Origin of the sequence: Roseibium sp. (assembly GCF_965232425.1) — a bacterium.
Lineage (GTDB): Bacteria > Pseudomonadota > Alphaproteobacteria > Rhizobiales > Stappiaceae > Roseibium.
Genome location: NZ_OZ246971.1, coordinates 590,798 through 610,024 on the forward strand (window position 1 = coordinate 590,798; position 19,227 = coordinate 610,024).

At 59.9% G+C, this 19,227-nt stretch carries 14 protein-coding genes; 5 read left to right on the forward strand and 9 right to left on the reverse strand.

Annotation, left to right across the window (positions count from 1 at the left end; translation table 11 throughout):
* The first annotated feature begins 68 nt into the window (after positions 1-68).
* Genes ACO08A_RS02780 through ACO08A_RS02790 form a run of 3 tightly spaced genes read left to right on the forward strand, consistent with a single transcriptional unit; the run spans position 69 to position 3,968 of the window.
* Positions 69-1,202, forward strand: coding sequence for a two-component system sensor histidine kinase NtrB (locus tag ACO08A_RS02780; protein WP_422039724.1), 1,134 nt, complete (start codon positions 69-71; stop codon positions 1,200-1,202).
* 35 nt (positions 1,203-1,237) lie between these two features.
* On the forward strand, positions 1,238-1,606 hold the full coding sequence (locus ACO08A_RS02785; protein WP_422039725.1) for a response regulator: 369 nt from the start codon (positions 1,238-1,240) through the stop codon (positions 1,604-1,606).
* Positions 1,607-1,640: 34 nt separating this feature from the next.
* Complete coding sequence (locus ACO08A_RS02790; protein WP_422039726.1) at positions 1,641-3,968, forward strand: methyl-accepting chemotaxis protein; 2,328 nt, start codon at positions 1,641-1,643, stop codon at positions 3,966-3,968.
* 57 nt (positions 3,969-4,025) lie between these two features.
* Here ACO08A_RS02790 and ACO08A_RS02795 read toward each other — a convergent pair whose 3' ends face one another.
* Together ACO08A_RS02795 and ACO08A_RS02800 are read right to left on the reverse strand one after the other, a co-directional pair.
* Complete coding sequence (locus tag ACO08A_RS02795) at positions 4,026-5,063, reverse strand: AbrB family transcriptional regulator (protein ID WP_422039727.1); 1,038 nt, start codon at positions 5,061-5,063, stop codon at positions 4,026-4,028.
* Positions 5,064-5,177: 114 nt separating this feature from the next.
* Positions 5,178-5,912 (reverse strand): glutathione S-transferase family protein, encoded by a 735-nt coding sequence (locus ACO08A_RS02800; protein ID WP_422039728.1) that lies wholly within the window; start codon positions 5,910-5,912, stop codon positions 5,178-5,180.
* A gap of 76 nt (positions 5,913-5,988) precedes the next feature.
* On the opposite strand from ACO08A_RS02800, the gene hemN reads away from it, so the two are divergent.
* Positions 5,989-7,365, forward strand: coding sequence for an oxygen-independent coproporphyrinogen III oxidase (gene hemN / locus ACO08A_RS02805; protein WP_422039729.1), 1,377 nt, complete (start codon positions 5,989-5,991; stop codon positions 7,363-7,365).
* A 17-nt stretch (positions 7,366-7,382) separates the two neighbouring features.
* Here the strand turns inward: hemN and ACO08A_RS02810 are convergent, their stop codons facing one another.
* From ACO08A_RS02810 to ACO08A_RS02835, 6 genes are all read right to left on the reverse strand, one after another.
* Positions 7,383-7,979: a hypothetical protein gene (locus ACO08A_RS02810; protein WP_422039730.1), complete on the reverse strand. Its 597-nt coding sequence runs from the start codon at positions 7,977-7,979 to the stop codon at positions 7,383-7,385.
* 211 nt (positions 7,980-8,190) lie between these two features.
* Positions 8,191-8,904 (reverse strand): helix-turn-helix domain-containing protein, encoded by a 714-nt coding sequence (locus ACO08A_RS02815; RefSeq protein ID WP_422039731.1) that lies wholly within the window; start codon positions 8,902-8,904, stop codon positions 8,191-8,193.
* 276 nt (positions 8,905-9,180) lie between these two features.
* Positions 9,181-9,522 (reverse strand): response regulator, encoded by a 342-nt coding sequence (locus ACO08A_RS02820; RefSeq protein ID WP_422039732.1) that lies wholly within the window; start codon positions 9,520-9,522, stop codon positions 9,181-9,183.
* A 132-nt stretch (positions 9,523-9,654) separates the two neighbouring features.
* Entirely contained in the window at positions 9,655-10,266 is a 612-nt protein-coding gene (locus ACO08A_RS02825) for a response regulator transcription factor (RefSeq protein ID WP_422039733.1), read from the reverse strand.
* Between the two features lie 36 nt (positions 10,267-10,302).
* Entirely contained in the window at positions 10,303-11,466 is a 1,164-nt protein-coding gene (locus ACO08A_RS02830; protein ID WP_422039734.1) for a PAS domain-containing sensor histidine kinase, read from the reverse strand.
* A gap of 73 nt (positions 11,467-11,539) precedes the next feature.
* Positions 11,540-12,700: a pyridoxal phosphate-dependent aminotransferase gene (locus ACO08A_RS02835; protein ID WP_422041848.1), complete on the reverse strand. Its 1,161-nt coding sequence runs from the start codon at positions 12,698-12,700 to the stop codon at positions 11,540-11,542.
* A gap of 266 nt (positions 12,701-12,966) precedes the next feature.
* Here ACO08A_RS02835 and ACO08A_RS02840 point away from each other — a divergent pair, with 266 nt between their 5' ends.
* Positions 12,967-16,488: a PAS domain-containing hybrid sensor histidine kinase/response regulator gene (locus ACO08A_RS02840; RefSeq protein WP_422039735.1), complete on the forward strand. Its 3,522-nt coding sequence runs from the start codon at positions 12,967-12,969 to the stop codon at positions 16,486-16,488.
* 4 nt (positions 16,489-16,492) lie between these two features.
* Here the strand turns inward: ACO08A_RS02840 and ACO08A_RS02845 are convergent, their stop codons facing one another.
* A complete protein-coding gene (locus ACO08A_RS02845; protein ID WP_422039736.1) occupies positions 16,493-18,991 on the reverse strand; it encodes a putative bifunctional diguanylate cyclase/phosphodiesterase in 2,499 nt (832 codons plus the stop codon).
* Between the last annotated feature and the right edge of the window lie 236 nt (positions 18,992-19,227).

Consider the following 19,227-nt stretch of genomic DNA (forward strand, 5'->3'; position numbering starts at 1 on the left):
TCCGTTTTTCTGCTTCTCCGCCTACGCTTGCTTCATTGAGCAGTCAGCGCTTCGTGGGGGAGACTGAAATGCAAGGCCGCATGGACCAGGGCTACGCCGCTCTTGAAAAGATCGCGGGGACATCACCCGATCTTCTCAAATCCCTGCTGGAAGGCTCGCCCGACACGGTCAGTGTTTCGGATGCGCACCAGCCCGACCTGCCGCTCACGTACGTCAATCCGTCTTTTCAAAGAACCACCGGGTATGCCGCTGAGGAAGCGCTGGGGCGGAACTGCCGGTTCCTGCAGGGCGAGGAGACCAGCGCCGACGATGTCGCCCGGATCCGGAAGGCGATCGCCGACCGGGAGCCGATTGATGTGGTTCTGCTCAATTACCGCAAGACCGGCGAACCCTTTCTCAATTCCCTGCGCATGGCGCCGATCTTCGATGCAAACGGGGCCCTCTCCGCCTATCTGGGAATCCAGCGGGATATCACCGAGGAGCGTCTGAGGGCGGAGAGTGAAATCTCGCGAAACCGTCTGGAGGCGCTCGGAACCGCGTCCGGTGCGCTCGCCCATCAGCTCAACAATCTGCTGCATCCCGTCACCAGCCTGATCTCGCTGCACCTGCCCGACATTTCCGACCCCGGTATCCGGACCGACCTGGAGATGGCGCATTACAGCGCAACGCAGGCTGCGGAGCTGTCAAACAACCTGCTGGGCCTGTCCAGAGGCCGGTTCGAAGACGAATCAGGTGTAACGACCCTCCCCGACGCTCTCATCCGCGCAGTCGAACTCGTGCGCCTGATGCTGCCACCGACAGTCACTATTGAAACCGGTTTCAGGAACGTTCCAAAGGATCTGAACATTCCGATCAGTGAAACCATGTTTGCACAAGTAATCATCAATATCGTCACAAACGCCTCCCAGGCGACCAAGCATTCCGGGACAATACGTATAGAACTCGCAGAACTTGAAGGTTCAAAGGCGCAAATCTCGATTGCTGATAATGGACCAGGCATTCCATTTGGGCTGAGACATAAAGTATTCGATCCTTTTTACTCAAATAGCATCAGTAAAAATAGCACTGGTCTTGGACTTTCTGTCGCTTTGCAAATTATTAATAAAGTTGATGGAAAAATAATAGTTGCAGAGGGCCTATTACAACCTAGTGGTGACGGCCGAGGTTGTATGTTTACTATAGATATACCGACAATTACGTAGGGTTGTAGTTCGGTAGATCTGGGAGATACCGAACTATGTGCCACATACTACTGATTGACGATATGCAGCCGGTTCGGCATGCCATCGCAGCAACGCTTCGCAAAGCCGGTCATGACGTCGTCGAAGCCGATGACGGCAACAAGGGACTGGAGATTGCCTCGTCGCGGCAGTTCGATCTCGTCATCACGGATATCATGATGCCGGCTTCGGACGGAACCGATGTTGTGTTCGAGTTGAAGACGAAAACGACGGCTCCGAAGGTGATCGCCATGTCCGGCGGCGGTGCCGGCATTCCGGCCGACAATGCCCTGCAGCTTTCCTCGACCCGGGCGGACGCGGTTCTGAAGAAACCCTTCACGAACGATGTCCTGATCGAGACGGTGAGCGAGCTCACCTCGAACTGATCTTTTTTCAACCACGCTTTCGGAGGGGAAAATCGTGGCCTGGTTTTACAATATGCGGCTGACGCAGAAGCTTCTGCTCGCCTTCGGTGCATTGCTTGTCCTGATGCTCTTTCTCGGCGGAAAATCCGCTATGATGTTCCACACACTGGATCAGGAATTCACCGAATTCACCGAACACGGCAATGCGCTTGCCGCCGCGACAGACGTCACCCAAGCCTTCTCCCAAATGGAGATCAAGGCGATCGAATTCGTCGAGAATTCATCAGATGACAAGCTTCAGGCGGTCGACGCCGCGCACACGAACGTGCTGACGCTGATCGACGAGAAGATCAAGAAACTGCATGTGCCGGAAGAGATCGAGCGGCTCGAAGATGCCCGGAAGCATGTCGAGATCTACTGGAAGAACTTCCAGAAGGTCGCGCATGAGCGCGCGCTTCAAAGGGATATTGTCGACAACAGCCTGCACAAGGCCGGCGACAAGCTCCAAGACGAGATCGTGACGGTGTTCAAGCACAAGCAGGAGCAGGACTCCAAGAACGGCAAGCCGTCGGAGACCGTCGAACTCGTCACGGACGCCGTGATCCACCTTCTGATCGCCCGTGACCACGCCAACCGGTTCATCTATTCCGGAATGGAAAGCGAACTCGACTATGCACTTTCGGAGATCGACCGGGTCAAGAAGGACCTGACCAGCGACGCCATGGCCAAGCTCGACGGCGAGGACAAGCAACTGGTCGACGATGCGCTCAAGCAGATTGAGGTCTATGTAAGCGCTCTCAACGAGTTCCGGACGCTTGAAAAGGATATCCGGCACCTGGAACACGATGTCTTGTTCGCCGAAGCGAAGATCGTTGCCGACGACCTTGCCGCGATCAAGCAACTGGCGATCGATGCAGAGCACAAGCTGGAAGCCAAGGTGCATGCGCAGACGGCGAGCTCGATCCTGTTCTCGGTCGGCGGAACCGCGATCGGATTTGTCATCGGTCTCGCCGCGGCCCTGATGCTCGGACGGATGATCAGCCGGCCGATCAACGGGCTTGCAAAAACGATGGATGATCTGTCCCACAATCGTCTGGAGACCGAGATCGCGGCAATCAAAGGCAAAGACGAAATCGCCGAGATGACCCGCGCGGTCATGGTGTTCCGCGACGGTCTTGTCGAACGCCAGACGATGCGCGAGCAGCAGGAAAAGAATCGCGAAACCACCAACCGCCGGCGCGACGAGCTGGATCAGATGATCGGCATCTTCGGCAACACCATTCGCGGCATCTTCAAGCGCATGTCCCAGTCCTCGACGGAAATGTCGGAGACCGCGGAAACGCTGACGCAGACATCGGACAACTCGACCAACCAGGCGACGGTGCTCGACAAGGAAGCCAGCGACACGTCCTCGATGGTGGCAACCGTTTCCTCGGCGGCGGAAGAACTGATTTCCTCCATTCAGGAGATCCGGCGCAATGCGGATCACTCTGCGGAAATCGCGGCCAGGGCCTCGGACCGGGCGGAAGAGACGAAGTCCAACTTCACCGAACTCGTCACCGCGTCCGACCAGATCACGAGCGTTGTCGACCTGATCCGCGAAATCGCCGATCAGACCAACCTGCTCGCGCTCAACGCGACGATCGAGGCGGCGCGCGCCGGGGAAGCCGGCAAGGGCTTCGCGGTGGTTGCCTCGGAAGTCAAGGAACTCGCGGCACAAACCTCCCGGGCCACCGGTGAGATCAGCAACCAGGTCGGCGCGGTCCAGCGCACGGCACAGAGCGCCGAGCAATCCATCGGCGAGATCTATGGCACGGTCCGCGAGATCAATGATGTCGCCACCAGCATCGCCTCCTCAGTCACCCAGCAGGAAAGCGCGACGTCCGAAATCGCGCGCAGCATGGAAACAGTGTCCAGCAGCGCGGCACGCGTGCGCGACAGCGTTTCGGTGATGCGCCAGAATTCGGAGGACACCGCCAATTCCTCCAAACTGGTGAAGGACGGCAGCTCGGTCGTCTATGACGAGGCTGTACTCTTGGGCGACGAAGTGGAAACCTTCCTCGACGCGATCGGCAACCGCGGCGACGACGAGACCTACCGGATCTATGACGTCCACTGGCCCGCGACACTGACGATCGGTGACAAGCAGGTCGCGGCAAGCGCAGTGAAGATCTCGTCGGCCAACTGCCTCGTCAATGTGCGGATAGATGTTGTGCCCGGCACACGCGTCACCTTCGAGTGCGCAGAACTGTCAAGGCCGATCGAGGCGCGTGTCGCGGTCAGCGAGGGCGACACCACGACGCTGCAATTCCCGCTGAACCTCGATCACATTGCCGATCTGAGAATGCAGCTCGAAGAACGCGCGCTAGCTCCCGCAGCCTGAGCCGAGCAACGGAACACCACCGGGAAGCCGGGGGCCCTGCCCCCGGCTTTCTGATTCCTACCTGGAACTTTTTCCCAGAACGAGCGCCGTGATCAGCGGCAGCAGCAGCACCATCCCGGTGAACCTGGCAATCTGGTGAGCGGCAACGAAGGCCGGATCCAGATCGAGCATGAACGCCAGCAACGTCATGACCTCAAGGCCGCCCGGCGCATAGGCGAGAAGAGCCTGCCCGAAGGGAATGTCCACCAGCGAGGATACGATCCAGGCGCCCAGGATGGACATCAGGAAGGCGGCGCTAAAGGCCGCGATCGAGGCGCCGAGAACGCTGACGAACTGGCGGACCGTCATGTTGGCGAAGCGGCATCCGATCATCGCACCCATCATCACGAAACAGGGCACGACGAGATAGGCCGGCAGGACCAGCGTCCAGGCCCCGGATGCGTTCAGGCCGGCGCTCATGAAAAAGGCTCCGGTCATCAGACCACCAGGCACATTGAGCTTCTGCGCGATCAGGCTGGCAAGCAGGCAAAGCGGCAGGCCGATGAGGATCTCAAACCAGGTGGACACGACGATTGCGCCCCCCTCGCCCTCCAGTGTTCCGCTGGTCGAGACCACCGCGAAAGGCAGGATCGCCACGAGCACGAAAAGCCGGAGCGACTGGCTCGACGCGATCCGGGGCAGGTCCGCCCCCCGGTCGGTCGCCAGTGCGATCACGTAGTTGAGCGCGCCCGGGATCGCCCCGAAAAAGGCCGTTTCCCGCGACCACTTGGCCCCGAAATGAAGAACCGCGTAGCCGGCGAACGTGACGCAGACGACGACAACGAGCAGAAGCGCCATGGAGACCGGCCAGTCCCCGATCCGTTCCACGACGTCCGGACGCACTCCGGCGCCCATCGATACGCCGATCACGACGAACAGGGCATCGCGCAGCCGGTCCGGCATGACGGTCGGAGCGCCTGCAAGCGTTGCGACCGCGACAAAGACCATGGCCCCGGACAGCCACGCGGCGGGCAATCCGAGCACAAAGAAAGTAACGCCGCCACCTGCCGCGAGCAGGATCGTCAGCAGGAGTTTTGCCACGGTCGAGTTTGTCATCGCTGTAATCATAGGGTCCGTATGCGGTTCGAGCCAATACGGTACCGGCTAATATATTGGTTGATTATCATCGTCATGATTGATTGCATCGATCAACATAAAGTCTTTTTCCGATCATTTCTCCCGCGCGAACGCCACCGGCGTCGGCGCCGTGAAGGGCGCACCATCGATCAGCTCAAGCTGGCACGCCCTTTGAACCGAAGGTCTGGCTTCCAGTTCCTCCAGGAGCCTGAATAACCGGGGACAGCGGTCAGCCGGCCAAACCCCGCATGTGCCATAGATCTGCGCCCAGCGCGCGCAGGCTGCCAGGTAGAAATCGAGACAGCTGAGACCCGCGCCCAGCAGGAACGGTCCCCCGCATGCTTCAAGCTCCTGCTCCAGCAGGGAAAAACTTGCATCGATACGGCTCCGGAGCGCCGCGTTGAGACCAGGCATGCACGCTTTGTCGGGCATGTAGCGGTGCGGCTTGAAGGAGATGCGCAGATCCGCATGCAGTGTGTTGGAGAGAAAGAACAGCCACTTCAGGAACCTGCCGCGCCCGGGCGTATCCAGTGCGGGAGCGAGAGAGCGATGCCGCTCCGAAAGCATCAGGAGGATGGCTCCGGTTTCAAATGTCACCGCGTCCTGCCCCGGCACTTCCAGCACGGGGATCAACCCCTGCGGATTGAGCTTCCGGTACTCGTCCGACTTCTGCTCGCCCGCAGCCCTGTCAACGGAGACGAATTCGTAGCGTGCGCCGAGCTCCTCGAGGACCATCCGGACGACGAAATTCGCATTGTCGGGGGCACCATGCAGCCTGTAAACGCCCTGCCCGGCAGGGCCAAGTGTCTCTTCCGCGCTTGCAATCACATTGTTTCTCCAGATTCAGACCACCGGGTTGAGCAATATCAAGGCTCCCGCCGAGGTTAGCCGGAATGATGGGCTCATGACCAATGACCCGCTTTCCTATGCGCTGCGCAACGTTCCGCGTTACACCAGCTATCCCACAGCCCCGCATTTCCACAGCGGCGTGACCGAGGGCACCTATGCCGACTGGCTGTCCGCGATCACACGGCAAGACAGCCTGTCGCTCTATCTGCACGTGCCCTATTGCCGGGAGCTTTGTCATTATTGCGGCTGCCACACGAAGGCGACGCGCAAGGATGCGCCGCTGAAAGTCTATGCTGCGACATTGGCACAGGAGATCGGCCTGGTCGCAGAACATCTGAAAAACGCCGGGCCGGTTCGCCACATCCACTGGGGCGGTGGGACCCCGAGCCTGCTCTCGCGGGAGAGCCTTGTCGACGTGACGGGCCTGATGCGCGTCTTGTTCGACCTGTCGCCCGATCTTGAACACGCGATCGAACTCGATCCACGGCTCGTAACTGCGGACCTTGCCGAAACGCTGGCGATGATCGGGATCAACCGCGCCAGTCTCGGCGTCCAGGATTTCGATCCTGCCGTTCAACAGGCAATCGGCCGCGTCCAGCCCTATGAGACCGTTGCACGGGCATCGGAATTTCTGAGATCCGCGGGACTGGACGCCCTCAATTTCGATCTCATGTACGGCTTGCCGGAACAGTCGCCTCAGACAATCCGCGATACGATCGAGAAAACACTGGAACTTGCACCGGGCCGGATCGCACTGTTCGGCTATGCCCATGTTCCGTGGATGCGCAAACATCAGCGGCTGATCGACGAGACACGCCTGCCGTCTGCGGCCGAGCGGCTTGAACTGGCCAACCTGGCAAGGCGTGAATTGTTGAACGCCGGTTACGTTGCGATCGGCCTGGACCATTTTGCGCGCGCCGATGACAGCATGGCCGTCGCCCTTTCCGACGGATCGCTGAAACGGAACTTCCAGGGGTACACCACCGATCAGGGCGAACAGCTCATCGGGTTCGGCGTCTCCTCGATCGGCAAGCTGACCGGCGGGTTCGTTCAGAACATGCCAGATGTCGGCAATTGGCGCCGGAGCATCCTTGCCGGAAAGCTGCCGTTGTCAAAAGGGCTTGCGCTGAGCGCCGATGACAGATTGCGGGGCCACATTATCGAGGACCTGATGACCAACTACGCGTGTGACCTCGGCCCGGTCTGCGCGAGCCACGGGCTGTCCATCAGAAATGTCAGCGACGCGTTCGACGGTCTCGAGGATCTCGTGGCCGACGGGCTCGTGACCCTGGATCTGAACGGGGACGATCAGGCCCGGGTCAGCGTGACGGAGGCAGGGCGGCCTTACGTCCGGCTGGCGGCAGCGGCGTTCGATGCCTATCTGGCCGACAGCCAGGCGAGCGGAAAGGCGCGGCACTCGGCCGCCGTCTGACTGAACGTCAAAGATCTTCAGCCGGCGCGTGCGCCGCTGACCGTCACTTCGATCAGAAGCAGAACCGAAGCGATCATGCGATAGGCAGACTGCAAAGGGACCGGCTGGCTGAGTTCCAGAGCCCAATCCCGGTCCTTGAACAGACCGGCAAGTTTCTGGAAGCGGTTCACCGGTTCCGCTTCGCCGGGTTTCAACGCGCGCCGGATGATACCGACACATTCGTCCCCTGAAACGATGGCATAGCTGTCCGGCCAGCTTCCCAGCATGGTTTCAAGCGTTTTTGCGGCCAGCTTGCGAGGGTCGACGACCCTGAAAAGCTCCGCTTGAGCTGCGTCCTGCACGAGCCACACGTCAGATCCCCTGGCCGCGATCTGTCCATCCTCGCCCGGATCCCCGCCGGCAAGATGCCATTGTCTGCACAGGAGCTTCCTTTCCGGTGTCAGTGTCCGGATCGACCGATCAAGCAGATTGACCATGTCCACCGGTTTGCCGATCGTCCTTTTCGTCAGATCAAGGCGGACAAATTCGGTTTCGTCTGCAAGCACGTGGTAGCGCTTGTGAGCGCCCCCTTCAGGATTTCGCTCCTGAACAAATCTGAGAGAATTGATCTGCATTGCCACCGCGCCCTGATTGCAAAAAGCCGGCGTTTATATGCAGCTTCACCTGTTAAAAAAGAAGCGGGTCGCCGCCGAAGGTGCCCTTAAGGCAGCCTGAAACGGTGAACATGCCTAACGAAGACTTTCCTTGCCGCCCGAAATCCCGTGGATCGCAGACAAAAAAAGGCCGCGACGATGCGCGGCCCTTGAGTTCGGGAGGTGGGAGGCGTCAATGCATGCCCGTCATGCGGCACAGGCCGCAGACCTTGTTGAGGTGGATCTTGTCCGCCTTGTCGACCCGGATGACCCCGCGCCGCTTCAGTTCCGAAACCACGCGGCTGACCGTTTCGATCGTCAGGCCGAGATAGTCGGCGATTTCCTGGCGGGTCATGTGGAGTTGAAGGTCAAAGCCGTCGTCGTCCTCGTCGACCGGGCCGACACAGCCGGCGCCGCCACGATCGGGCACCATGTGCATCAGGAAACTGGCCACCCGCTCAACTGCAGACTTGCGGCCGAGCAGCACCGCATGCTCGTGAAGCGCACGCATCTGGTTGGTCAGGCATCTTGTCAGGCTTTTCTGAAGTTCTTCGGAAGCTTCAACTTTCCTGAGATCGATTTCCTGGACCAGCGACTTGGTCAGTGTCTCGGCGGTGCAGTCATGCTCGTCGCCGTTCGCGAGCCCGAAGATGTCTCCGGGACGCAGAACCTCGACAACCTGTCTGCGTCCGTCCGGAAGAAGCTTGTAGAGCATGAGGGAGCCGCGAACCAGTTCGTAAAGACGCCTTGCGGGGTCTCCCTCGTAGTAGACGACGGCATGGGTGTCATATTCGCTTGCCTTGCCGCCAACATCGGCGAAACCTGCCTGCGTGGCGTGCAACGGTGTCGCGACACCCGCGCGCGCACCAGCACCGTGACCTGCAACACCTGCTTCGAAATATGCCATTTTTCCCTCCTTCGCGCATTCTTGCGCGGCCTAGCCAACCCCGGCAGGTCCTGTTTCCTTTCAGGCGGAGCCGCCCTCAAAACCGATGAAACAAGGAAGTTCCCCTGCCGGCGAAACGCCCCGTCCGACGTTTCGCAACTTGCAGGCATAACTCTAAAGCGAGGAATCTATTGTAGGAATTCGGTCGACTGCGTAAGAGAAACTACATATGGCAAAAGGCCGCAGCCAGCTCTTACATCAGGTCGGATCAAGGAAAATGCGTAGGCGCGCCGGGCCTCAGGCCATCGCGGCTGTCAGCATGTCGATGGACAGCGGCTTGCGTAGAACCTTGAGCCCATCGAATTCGCTGACCTGGCGAGCGATCTTTATCCGCGACTTGCCGGAAATCGCTATGATCCTGGGCGGCGCCGCAAGGTCGTTCAGTTTTCTGACGATTTCAGCGCCACTTATTCCAGGCAGACCGAGGTCCACGATAACCCAGTGGCCGGAAGACAAGTCCGCTTCCGCCATGAAGGTTTCACCGTCAAAATAGGTCCGGGCGCGATGATTCAGAAGTTCGAGCGCAATCGTCAGCGCATCGGCAACAGCTTCATCATCCTCGATTATGTGAACAACCAAACGCGTGTTTCCGGTGACTCAGGCGACATTGCCAAAATCACCTAGAAACATACGCGACAAATTGAGCTGCGAATGTACGCAGAAATACGTTTACCGATAAAAACTTGCGTGAACGGACGGAAGGTTTTCGAACTAGCCCGCCGTTGGATGCCCCAGGACGATCCGTACCAGATCGGCCGCGTTGCGCGCACTGAGCTTTTCCATGATCCGCGCGCGGTGAACCTCGACGGTTCTGGGACTGATACCAAGCGTCCTGCCGGCTTCCTTGTTCGATGCCCCTTCCGTGATTTCCTTCAGGACTTCCAGTTCCCTGCGCGTCAGAAGCTCCGCACCCTCGAACGTCTGGGACGTATCGACATCCTGCCGCTGCCTCATCGCGGCAACCGCTTCCTTCACACGCTCAAGCACCGTCTCGGCGGAAAACGGTTTTTCGATGAAGTCGAAAGCGCCGTTGCGGATCGCCTCGACCGCCATGGGTATGTCGCCCTGTCCGGAAATGATGAAAATCGGAGCGGGATAGTGCTCGGCGTTCAGAGCCTTGAGGATCTCGATGCCGGAACGCCCCGGCATGTGAACATCAAGCATGACACAGGCGGGAACTGATTTACTGGCGGACTGCACGAATGTGTCTCCGTCCGAGAAGGTTTCGACAACGTAGCCTTCCATGTTGAACAGGACAGACAGCGCATCTCGCACCGCGGGGTCATCATCAACGATGTAAACGGCCTCTGCGCCAGCTTCCATTTGTTTCCGTCCTTGCTTCTTTGGTCTTGTCGCCCGTTAAAGATCCTTGTCCGTTGCTTCTTCGCGCGGGTGAACCGGCAAGGTCAACAGAAACGAAGCCCCACTTTCGTCGGATAAGGTCTCCAACTTCAGATCTCCACCGTGGTTTTGCGCAATGGAACGCGATATCGCCAACCCGAGACCGACCCCCTTGTGCTTCGCACCGGTGAATGCCCGGAACAGTCCCTCCACAAGTTCGGCGGGCACGCCCGGTCCGTTGTCGGACACCCTGAATTCGAGCAGGTCCCCATTCAGGCTGACCGACAGATGCACGCGCTTTTCGTGCTGATCGGCGACGGCTTCGCGCGCATTGCGCAAAAGATTTATCAGAATCTGGCGGATCTGGACCGGATCAGCCTGCAGCGGGGGCAAGCCGGGTTCGACGCTGGACGACAGGAATGTTCGCGTTTCGCCGTTGCCGAGTTCCGCCATCTCCATGCAGGATTGCACGACGTCCTCCACATCGAGCGTCTGCCGCTCCGGCGCTTTCTTCTCCACAAGCTGGCGCATGCGCTGGATGATTTCACCTGCCCGTTCAGCCTCCCGCTCGGCCTTTTCAATCACCGAAAGAAGCTGTGGATCCATCGTGCCGTCGTTCCTGGCCTTTCTGGAGACGGACTGGAGATAGAGCAGAACCGCGGTCAGCGGCTGATTGAGTTCATGCGCGATCGCGGCACCCATTTCGTCCAGCGCACTGAGGCGGGTCATGTGAAGAAGCTGCGCCTGTGCCTTTGCCAGACGTTCCTCGATGATCTTCCTTGATCTCAGGTCCCGAAGTATGCCGATGAACTGACGGCCATAGGGTGTGTCCGCCTCGCCGACCGACAACTCGATCGGGAATACGGTTCCGTCCTTGTGCTGCGCCTTGACCTCCCGGCCAATGCCGATGATCTTCTTTTCGCCCGTATCAATGTAGTTTCGGACATATTGATCATGAGCGTGCGCATAGTCCTGCGGCATGATCTTGTTGACATTGCGTCCCAGCAGATCAGCAGCTTCGTATCCGAACAGGCGCTCGCAGGCCTTGTTGTAGGCCAGAACGAGACCCCGTTCATTGATCACGATGATGCCGTCGACCGCCGTGTCGAACACGCTCGACAGCCGCGCGTCCGACACCGCAGCGGTTTCCGCATCCCGATCAATTAGAAACTCGTCTGCCATCCCTCAACCCACATGGAAATCACATCCATTCAAGGTTAAGGGGTTTCACGTAGACCAGCAACCCGTCGCAAATCTAAAACGCTGGAAGCCAAGCATTAATTCGCCGGACGGCTTCTTCGAGATGCGCGCGCTTGCGGGCATAACACAGACGCAGGAACCGCTCGCCACCCGGACCGAACGCGGTTCCGGGCGCGAGGCCCACGCCCGTCTGGCGCACCAGGTCGAGCGCAAAACGGCGCGTGTCATCAACACCGTCGACCGAGAAGAAGAGATAGAACGCCCCTTCAGGCGGCGCTACGCTGATTCGTCCGCTCTCCCGCAACCCGCTCACGACAACACTCCGCCCGTCACGCGCCCGCGCGATCTGCGATTCGAGGAATTCCCGGCCTTCGCTCAAAGCGGCAAGGGCCCCGTGCTGCAAGAACGCCGGAACGCCGGAGGTGGAATATTGCACCAGATTTTCAATAACCTGACCGATGGCGGGCGGGGCCGACATCCAGCCGACGCGCCACCCCGTCATGGCCCAGTTCTTTGAAAAGGAATTCACGAAAATGATCTGATCATCATCTTCGGCAATGTCATAGAATGACGGCGACCTGGCTGTGTTGCCGTAATAGTAGAGGGCGTAGATTTCGTCGGCAATGATCCAGAGGCCATGTTGGCGGGCGAGATCGAGACAGGCCCTCAACAGGTCCAGATCGGCGACCCAACCTGTCGGATTGCTCGGCGAATTGAGGAAGATCGCAGCTGTTTGGGGCGTGATCGCGGCTTCGACATCCTCCAGGTGCAATTCCCATCCGCCGTTTGCCTCGCGCATGGGTACGAACACCGACTTCGCACCATGTATCTCGACGGACGCGGAAATGTTGGGCCAGGACGGGGACGGCACGATGATTTCCTGTCCGGCGTCCGAGATGGCCTGAACGGCAAGCTGGATCGCCTGCATGCCGGAACCGGTAACAAAAAAGCGCTCCGGGGAAAACGGGCGGCCATAGATTTCACCGTGGTAGACGGCCAGGGCCTCGCGCAGTTCCGGGATACCGCGTTGATAGGTGTAAAAGGTCTCGCCCCTGTCAAGCGACGCCTTGACGGCCCGGTTGATGAAGTCGGGGGTCGGCAGGTCCCCTTCCCCCGCCCAGAGCGGGATCAGTGCCTCGTGACCCGACGCGGCATTGAAAATTTCAATGATCCCGCTTTCGGGCGTGTTTCGCGCACCTGTGCTCAGGCGCTGCATCAAGTCGGACACCGTTTCTTCCTCTCAGCTCATTCCCGTCACACCATAACGCGAATGCAGCCCGTTTTTGCATGAAACGATGTGAACTAGACTTCACCAAAGTTGATTGGTTTCAACCTGTTGCAAACGGGTTCATAATCGGGGTTGCGAGTAGGGTCAGGACCCTAGTCGCAAGGCGAATGGACATGCGCCCGGCACTATGATCGGATTGGAAAAAGTGGCAGAACACGTGTCTGCAAACCGGTCGGGAGGACGGTAACGGCAACATGCTGCACGGTTGGATCGTGATACTGGTCGCAACGGCCTATATCCTGCTGCTCTTTGCCATTGCGAGTTTCGGCGACAGGATGACGCGCAACTCTCCGTCGAGGGCGGGGGGCCGTCCCTTCATCTATGCGCTGTCCCTGTCGGTTTATTGCACCTCCTGGACGTTCTTCGGATCCGTGGGCAACGCGACGCGCAACGGTGCCGAGTTTCTGACGATCTATATCGGGCCCCTGCTGGTCTTCGCCCTCGGATATCCGTTGCTGCGCCGGATCATCCAGATCTCGAAAACCGAGAGCATCACCTCGATTGCCGACTTCATCGGCGCGCGTTACGGCAAGAGCCAGTCCGTGGCCGCGCTTGCGACCCTGATCGCGGTAATTGGCGTCATTCCGTATATTGCGCTGCAGCTGAAAGCCGTCTCCTTCTCGGTCACGACCATGGTCGGTCCGCTGATCTCCCAGGGCTTCAGCTTTGCCCCGTTTTTCAATGACATCACGCTGCTGATCGCGCTCGGCATGGCTATTTTCAGCTGGGCATTCGGCACCCGGCACATCGACGCCACCGAACACCAGGAAGGCCTGATGCTGGCCATCGCGGCCGAAGCGATCGTCAAGCTGCTGGCTTTCCTGGCCGTCGGCATCTGGGTCACCTACTGGCTCTTCGACGGTCCGTTCGATCTGGTGCGCGCCATTTCCGAAGCTCCGGAAGTCGCCGAGGTGTTCGAACAGCCGATCAATGTGGGCAACTGGCTGATCCTGTCCATCCTGTCCGGGTTTGCGGTCCTCATGCTGCCGCGCCAGTTTCACGTGACCGTCACCGAAAACAACTCGGATTCGGAACTCCGATGCGCGACGTGGATGTTCCCGCTCTACCTGGTCCTGATAAACCTGTTCGTTATCCCGATCGCCGCGGCGGGCATGCTGCGGTTCGGACAGGATATCAATGCCGACACCTATGTCCTCGCCCTGCCCATAGACGCGGGCCAGGAATGGCTTGCCCTCTTCGCCTTCATCGGCGGTCTGTCGGCGGCGACCGCGATGGTGATCGTCGCGACCGTTGCCCTGGCAATCATGATTTCCAACGACATCGTGGTGCCGCTCCTGTTGCGCAGGCAGGGGGAAGAGAACCTGATCAACAGCAGCGGGCGCGACATGAGCCGCCACCTGCTGACAATCCGCAGGCTGGCGATTTTCGGCATTCTTCTGCTGGCCTACGCCTACTACAAGGCGGCGGGGGACACGGCCGCCCTCGTGTCCATCGGCCTCCTATCCTTTGCCGCGATCGCGCAGTTCGCGCCCGCATTCATCGGCGCACTGTTCTGGAGGCGCGCGACATCGCTCGGCGCGCTTGCCGGTCTCAGCAGCGGTTTCCTTCTGTGGGGCTATACGCTGCTCCTGCCGACATTCGCGCAATCCGGTCTCCTGTCGACCGACTTCCTGGAGACCGGCCCTTTCGGGCTGGGTTTCCTGAACCCGCAGTCGCTTTTCGGTCTGCAGCTGGATCCCTTCATCCACGGCACGCTCTGGAGCCTGCTCGTCAATATCCTTCTGTTTGTCGGCGTGTCCTTCGTCAGAAAACCGCTTCCGGCCGAAACCCTCCAGGCCAATGTCTTCGTGCCCGCGGAATTGACACCGTCGCCCAGCCTCCGCTACTGGCGCACGTCCGTCACAGCGGCCGACCTGCAATCGACCGTCGCGCGCTACCTTGGCGAGGAGCGCACTGAGCGATCGTTCCACCGCTTCGCGAGCGAGCGTGGGATACCGCTCGATCCGAACACCCTCGCCGATGCCAATCTGCTCCGCTTTTCCGAACAGCTGCTGGCAAGCGCGATCGGCGCGGCCTCGTCGAGGCTTGTGCTGACACTTATGCTCAAGCGGCATGATCCGTCCACCAAGGGTGCGGTGAAACTTCTCGACGATGCCTCGATCGCCATTCAGTACAACAGGGACCTGCTGCAGACGGCGCTCAACCAGGTCCGGCAGGGCATCGGCGTCTTCGACCGTGACCTGCGCCTGATCTGCTGGAACCGCCAGTTCCGCGATCTTCTGGGGCTCCCGGCCGAATACGGGCAGGTCGGAACCACGCTTGACGCCATCCTTCGCTACAACACGCAAAGGGGTGAATATGGCCCGGGGCCGGTCGAAAGCATCGTTGCCGATCGCATCGAGAAACTGGTGGTGGTCCAGGAAACCTTCCAGGAGCGACTTGAATCGACCGGCGCGGTCTTCGAAGTCCGGATCAGCCCCATGCCCGATGGCGGCATCGTCACCACCTATACCGACATCACCGAACGCGTGATGGCAGAAGAAGCGCTCGCCCGGGCCAATGAAACCCTGGAACGGCGCGTGCGGGAAAGGACGGAGGAGCTCACCCACGTCAACGAGCGCCTTGTGGAGGCGACCCATGCGGCGGAAGAGGCCAATATCGGCAAGACGCGATTCCTTGCCGCCGCCGGACACGACATTCTGCAACCGCTCAATGCCGCACGCCTCTACGCGTCCGTGCTTGTGGAGAAGCTGAACGCAGGAGAAGACGGTGAACTCGTGCGCAATGTCGAATCCGCCCTGGAATCGGTCGAGGACATTCTCGGCGCCGTCCTCGACATTTCGCGGCTGGACACCGGTGCACTGAAACCGGAACCGACGGTCTTCCGGCTGGACGAGATCCTGCGCGGGCTCGCCCTGGACTTTCTGCCCGTCGCACAGGAGAAGGGTCTTGAGCTGCGCATCGTGCCAACGACGGTGTCCGTGCGGACGGACCGCAGGCTGTTGCGCAGGTTGCTTCAAAACCTCGTTTCCAATGCGTTGAAATACACGCAGGACGGCCGCGTGCTGGTTGGATGCCGCCGGCACGGCAATCGCGTGATCGTTGAAATACACGACACCGGAATGGGAATACCCGAAAGCAAGCAGACGGCCATCTTTCAGGAATTTCACAGGCTTGACGACGGCATGCGCGTCGCCAAGGGTCTCGGACTGGGTCTGTCGATCGTCGAGCGGATCAGTCACGTTCTGGACCATCCGGTCGCACTCAGATCCACCCTTGAAAAAGGCTCCTGTTTTTCGGTCGAACTGCCGCGCGCGGCGGCCGTTCCCGATACGCTTCCGGAAATGCAGGCGCCGGCCGCAATCGGCAATCTGGACGGATTGTGCGTTGTTGCAATCGACAACGAGCCCGACATCCTGAGCGGCATGCACCACCTGCTGTCGAGCTGGAATTGCCTGGTCGTTACGGCCGGCAACGAACAGGAGGCAGCGGCGCATCTGAACAAGGCCGGTCTGACACCCGACGTCATTCTCGCCGACTATCATCTGGACAACGGCACGGGGATCGAAGCCATCGTGAAGTTGCGGTGGAAATTCGGGCGTCATATCCCGGCAATCCTGATTACCGCGGATCGCAGCAGGCCGGTACGGTCCGAGGCCGGGGAAAAGGATATCGCGTTTTTCAACAAGCCGGTCAAACCCGCCGCCCTGCGGGCACAACTGGCACGCTGCCGCGCGGGCCAGGCTGCCGAGTAGGTTTTCAGTTCGCGGAAACCGCCGCTGACGCCTTTTGTGTATCGTCGTCGCCGTCCGGCACGGGCTCTTGTTCCTGCGCGTCCCAATCCTCGGATGCGGCCTGCATGATATGCATCGGGTTCGCACTCGGTTTTCCGAAGAAGTATCCCTGCAAGGTGTCGCAGCCCAGGGTCCTCAGCGCATCCACCTGGAAGCGGCGTTCAACGCCTTCAGCCGTGACTTCGAGACCCAGGTTATGGGCAAGGGCGATGACGGCTGAAATGATCGCGAGACCGTCGCTGCGCTCGCCGATCTCGTCGACAAAGGTTTTGTCGATCTTGATCTTGTCGAACTTGTATTTTCGCAGATAGGACAGAGACGAATACCCGGTACCGAAGTCATCGAGCGAGATCTTGATACCCAGGTTGCGCAATTTCTTCAGTTTCTCGGGCGCGGCTCCCGAATCGCGCAGGAATACGGATTCCGTGATTTCCAGAACCAGTCTTTCCGGCGGGAACCCGGTCTCGTCCAGGACCGTGGTGATCTGGCTGACGAGATTGGGATCCATGAACTGTACCGCCGACAGATTGACGGCGACACTTTCAAGGTCGGGGCACTGGGCCGCTGCCGCGCAGGCCTTTCGCAGCACCCAGTTTCCGAGCGGCAGGATCAGTCCTGCATGTTCGGCGATCGGCAGGAACGTGTCCGGCGTGACCTCGCCACGGGTCGGATGGAACCAGCGGACCAGCACCTCGCTGGATATCACCTTGCCCGAACGTGCATTGACGATCGGCTGGAATTCGACGCTGAGCTTGCCGAATTCGAATGCCTCGCGCAGATCCGCTTCCAGCTCGCGTCGTTCACGGACTTCCCTCTCCATGGCGGATTCAAAAGCAAGGGCCCGCCCGCGGCCGCTTTCCTTGGCCTTGTAAAGAGCAATGTCGGCATTGCGCATGAGATCGTCGACGGTGTCGCCGGCCCCCCTCAGCCTGGTGAAACCGACGGTGGCTCCGATCGCAAAGTCCCGGTTTCCGATCCTGAACGGCTTGCGGGCGACATTGACGAGCTCCTCGGCGAAGGCGCTCGCCGCCTGGTCACTGACGAAGCGTCCGAGTGCCGCGAATTCGTCGCCGCCGAAGCGCGCCAGCGACGTCCGGCCTTCACTGATGGCAGTGAAGCGATCGGCAACCTGTCTGAGCAGTTCATCGCCCGCAGGGTGTCCGCTGGTGTCGTTGACGACCTTGAAGTTGTCGAGATCGATCAGGAAGAGTGTCAGGGTGTTCTGTCCACCCTTCACCTGCTCGGCAAGCAGGTCTTCCGCCTGGTTCAGGAACCAGCTGCGATTGCCGATCCCGGTCAGGGAGTCGTGCTCGGCGAGATGGGTCACCAACTTTTCAGCGCGTCTGGCCTCGGTGATGTCAGAGGCAACGCCCCGGTATCCGGTAAACGAGCCGTGATCATCGTAGACGGGACGCGCGGCAATCGACCACCAGCGTTCATCACCGTTCACGGCCAGCCCGATGACAATCTCGCGAAATGACTTCTGCAGGCTGATGGCTTCTTCCAGGCCGGCAACCTGCGCGCGCGCGTCTTCGCTGTCGAGCGAATAGGCCAGATCGACCATGCGCATGGAATGAAGTTCCGGCCGCGTCCGGCCGCTGGCGTGAAGAAACCGGTCGGAGACGTTCCGGAAGTTGCCGGTGCTGCTCGTTTCCCAGATCCAGTCGCTCGATGTTTCTTCAAACTCGTTCAGCAGAAGGGCAATCAGGTCGCCGTTCTTTTCGAGTTCCGCCTCAGCCAGGAAGTGAGACGCGAACAGCCATCCCGCCGCAGTCGTGCTGCCGATGACAACGAATGTGTAGCTCGTCAGCAGAACCAGAAGCGGCCACATCATGACGCTCTGATCGATCACCAGGGCAACGACAGTGGCGGCATACAGGATCGCCACCCAGCGAAACGCCGCCTGCGGCACGGTCGCAAGCGCAAAGCCGCCACCGCAGATCATTCCCGTGGTCACGCAGGACGCGATCCAGATCGCGTTCACGTTTCCGCTCATGAAAGCGGCAACCGGGACCACTGCCCACAAGAGGCTCAAAAACGTTGCATGCCGGACAGCCGCGTTCAGCGCCCGGTGCGATGCGAGCTCGATGGGTGAGCGCGACGACAGGAACCATTTGATGGTCGTCAGGGCCATGAGGCTCATCGCCGCCACGACCCATGCGATTACATAGGCAAACGGCAGGGCCTGCGCGAGAACCGGCAAGACCACGACGACGTTGACGACATTTGCAAAAACCGTCAGCGGTGTCAGACGTGCAATGCTTGCGATCTGGGCCGCCCGGACACGGCACGCCAGATACTGATCGACAACCGGATGACCGAACGCAAGCAACAGCGCGCGGGTCGGGCTGGCATCCATGTGCCCGTCCGGCCGCATCGCCGCGTGCTTGACGCGGGAGCCGGGTGACACAAGCGCCAGAAGGATCGTCTGAAGGACCAATTTCCAATGGGCACCGGGCCGCATTTTTACTCCGCATCACTGTCTTGTTGCTGCGCATGGGGCACAGCGCCTTGTGATGCAGATGTATCCTTAATTCCCTGAAATTCCGGTAAAGAACCTTGTGAAATATTCGGAGTTTCGTGAGTCTTTCGAGGAATTTAGCGCTAACTCTTGTTTACCTTAACGAACTTGCCAACACGGCCGGCCGGCAGCCGAAAGGCGCGGCACGGCGCAAAATACATCGCGATCTGGACGGTTGA

What these genes read in the sequence shown, in the direction of transcription:
- ACO08A_RS02780 (WP_422039724.1), top strand. Translation starts at nt 69, where the DNA reads ATGCAAGGCCGCATGGACCAGGGCTACGCCGCTCTTGAAAAGATCGCG.
- ACO08A_RS02785 (WP_422039725.1), top strand. Translation starts at nt 1,238, where the DNA reads ATGTGCCACATACTACTGATTGACGATATGCAGCCGGTTCGGCATGCC.
- ACO08A_RS02795 (WP_422039727.1), bottom strand. Translation starts at nt 5,063, where the DNA reads ATGACAAACTCGACCGTGGCAAAACTCCTGCTGACGATCCTGCTCGCG.
- hemN (WP_422039729.1), top strand. Translation starts at nt 5,989, where the DNA reads ATGACCAATGACCCGCTTTCCTATGCGCTGCGCAACGTTCCGCGTTAC.
- ACO08A_RS02810 (WP_422039730.1), bottom strand. Translation starts at nt 7,979, where the DNA reads ATGCAGATCAATTCTCTCAGATTTGTTCAGGAGCGAAATCCTGAAGGG.
- ACO08A_RS02815 (WP_422039731.1), bottom strand. Translation starts at nt 8,904, where the DNA reads ATGGCATATTTCGAAGCAGGTGTTGCAGGTCACGGTGCTGGTGCGCGC.
- ACO08A_RS02825 (WP_422039733.1), bottom strand. Translation starts at nt 10,266, where the DNA reads ATGGAAGCTGGCGCAGAGGCCGTTTACATCGTTGATGATGACCCCGCG.
- ACO08A_RS02830 (WP_422039734.1), bottom strand. Translation starts at nt 11,466, where the DNA reads ATGGCAGACGAGTTTCTAATTGATCGGGATGCGGAAACCGCTGCGGTG.
- ACO08A_RS02835 (WP_422041848.1), bottom strand. Translation starts at nt 12,700, where the DNA reads ATGCAGCGCCTGAGCACAGGTGCGCGAAACACGCCCGAAAGCGGGATC.
- ACO08A_RS02840 (WP_422039735.1), top strand. Translation starts at nt 12,967, where the DNA reads ATGCTGCACGGTTGGATCGTGATACTGGTCGCAACGGCCTATATCCTG.
- ACO08A_RS02845 (WP_422039736.1), bottom strand. Translation starts at nt 18,991, where the DNA reads ATGCGGCCCGGTGCCCATTGGAAATTGGTCCTTCAGACGATCCTTCTG.